This window comes from Chromobacterium sp. FG22 (genome assembly GCF_057809415.1).
In genome coordinates this window covers 1-2,978 of sequence record NZ_JBMDJX010000066.1, presented here as the reverse complement: position 1 = coordinate 2,978, position 2,978 = coordinate 1, and the positions used below count along the sequence as shown (strand labels likewise).

Annotated in this window: 2 rRNA genes; both read right to left on the bottom strand. The window is 52.5% G+C overall.

Features of this window, described 5'->3' with window-relative positions:
• Positions 1-75 (bottom strand): 5S ribosomal RNA (rrf, locus tag ACODSD_RS24710); the annotation flags it as partial.
• Positions 76-197: 122 nt separating this feature from the next.
• A 23S ribosomal RNA gene (locus tag ACODSD_RS24705) occupies positions 198-2,978 on the bottom strand; the annotation flags it as partial.

Genomic DNA, 2,978 nt, shown 5'->3' with positions numbered 1-2,978 from the left:
ATCATCGGCGCTAAGGCGTTTCACGGTCCTGTTCGGGATGGGAAGGCGTGGGACCACCTCGCTATGGCCACCAGACATAAACTGGTACAAACTTGAAGAAGCCTAGGTCGATACTCGATCAACCCACATATATTCGGTATTCAATTGTGTCGCACAACACTATCTCGTCGCTCAGTTTCCCAAGCCACTCAAATGATAGGATCAAGCCTCACGAGCAATTAGTATCGGTTAGCTTAACGCCTCACAGCGCTTCCACACCCGACCTATCAACGTCCTGGTCTCGAACGACTCTTCAGGAGGGTCAAGCCCTCAGGGAAGTCTCATCTTCAGGCGAGTTTCCCGCTTAGATGCTTTCAGCGGTTATCTCTTCCGCACTTAGCTACCCGGCAATGCGACTGGCGTCACAACCGGTACACCAGAGGTGCGTCCACTCCGGTCCTCTCGTACTAGGAGCAGCCCCCGTCAAACTTCCAACGCCCACTGCAGATAGGGACCAAACTGTCTCACGACGTTTTGAACCCAGCTCACGTACCACTTTAAATGGCGAACAGCCATACCCTTGGGACCGGCTACAGCCCCAGGATGTGATGAGCCGACATCGAGGTGCCAAACACCGCCGTCGATGTGAACTCTTGGGCGGTATCAGCCTGTTATCCCCGGAGTACCTTTTATCCGTTGAGCGATGGCCCTTCCATTCAGAACCACCGGATCACTATGTCCTGCTTTCGCACCTGCTCGACTTGTCGGTCTCGCAGTTAAGCTACCTTTTGCCATTGCACTATCAGCACGATTTCCGACCGTACCTAGGTAACCTTCGAACTCCTCCGTTACACTTTGGGAGGAGACCGCCCCAGTCAAACTGCCTACCATGCACTGTCCCCAATCCGGATCACGGACCAAGGTTAGAACCTCAAACACACCAGGGTGGTATTTCAAGGACGGCTCCATGAGAACTAGCGTTCCCACTTCATAGCCTCCCACCTATCCTACACAAGTCTGTTCAAAGTCCAATGCAAAGCTACAGTAAAGGTTCACGGGGTCTTTCCGTCTAGCAGCGGGGAGATTGCATCTTCACAAACACTTCAACTTCGCTGAGTCTCAGGAGGAGACAGTGTGGCCATCGTTACGCCATTCGTGCGGGTCGGAACTTACCCGACAAGGAATTTCGCTACCTTAGGACCGTTATAGTTACGGCCGCCGTTTACTGGGGCTTCGATCAAGAGCTTGCACCCCATCACTTAACCTTCCAGCACCGGGCAGGCGTCACACCGTATACGTCCACTTTCGTGTTGGCACAGTGCTGTGTTTTTGTTAAACAGTCGCAGCCACCGATTCTCTGCGACCTCTCAAAGCTCCTCCCGCAGGGGATTCACTCTAAGAGGCATACCTTCTCCCGAAGTTACGGTATCAATTTGCCGAGTTCCTTCTCCTGAGTTCTCTCAAGCGCCTTAGAATTCTCATCCTGCCCACCTGTGTCGGTTTGCGGTACGGTTCTTATGCAGCTGAAGCTTAGTGGCTTTTCCTGGAAGCGTGGTATCAGTCACTTCAGGTCCGTAGACCCTCGTCATCACGTCTCGGCCTTAAGGAGCGGCGGATTTGCCTACCACTCCAGCCTACCGGCTTAAACAGACTATTCCAACAGTCTGATGACCTAACCTTCTCCGTCCCCACATCGCACTGCATAAAAGTACGGGAATTTTAACCCGTTTCCCATCGACTACGCTTTTCAGCCTCGCCTTAGGGGCCGACTCACCCTACGCCGATGAACGTTGCGTAGGAAACCTTGGGCTTTCGGCGAGCGGGCTTTTCACCCGCTTTATCGCTACTCATGTCAGCATTCGCACTTCTGATATCTCCAGCATCCCTTACGAGACACCTTCACAGACCTACAGAACGCTCCCCTACCATCTGCACTTACGTGCAAATCCGCAGCTTCGGTTATCAGTTTGAGCCCCGTTACATCTTCCGCGCAGGACGACTCGACCAGTGAGCTATTACGCTTTCTTTAAATGATGGCTGCTTCTAAGCCAACATCCTGGCTGTCTATGCCTTCCCACCTCGTTTACCACTTAACTGATCATTTGGGACCTTAGCTGGCGGTCTGGGTTGTTTCCCTCTTGACGATGGACGTTAGCACCCACCGTCTGTCTCCCATGCTCGCACTTTCCGGTATTCAGAGTTTGCCATGGTTTGGTAAATCGCAATGACCCCCTAGCCATAACAGTGCTTTACCCCCGGAAGTGATACATGAGGCACTACCTAAATAGTTTTCGGGGAGAACCAGCTATCTCCGAGTTTGTTTAGCCTTTCACCCCTATCCACAGCTCATCCCCTAGTTTTGCAACACTAGTGGGTTCGGACCTCCAGTGCGTGTTACCGCACCTTCATCCTGGCCATGGATAGATCACTCGGTTTCGGGTCTACGCCCAGCAACTAAAGCGCCCTATTCGGACTCGGTTTCCCTACGCCTCCCCTATTCGGTTAAGCTCGCTACTGAACGTAAGTCGCTGACCCATTATACAAAAGGTACGCAGTCACGGAACAAGTCCGCTCCCACTGTTTGTATGCATCCGGTTTCAGGTTCTATTTCACTCCCCTCCCGGGGTTCTTTTCGCCTTTCCCTCACGGTACTGGTTCACTATCGGTCGATCATGAGTATTTAGCCTTGGAGGATGGTCCCCCCATCTTCAGACAGGATTTCTCGTGTCCCGCCCTACTTATCGTACGCCTAGTCCTTGGAATGCGTTTTCGTGTACGGGGCTATCACCCACTATGGCGGTCCTTTCCATGAACCTTCCACTAACACAATCCATAACACGTACAGGCTCTTCCGCGTTCGCTCGCCACTACTAACGGAATCTCGGTTGATTTCTTTTCCTGCAGCTACTTAGATGTTTCAGTTCGCTGCGTTCGCCTCCTCAGACCTATGTATTCAGTCTGGGATCTCCTTGCGGAGGGGTTTCCCCATTCGGACATCG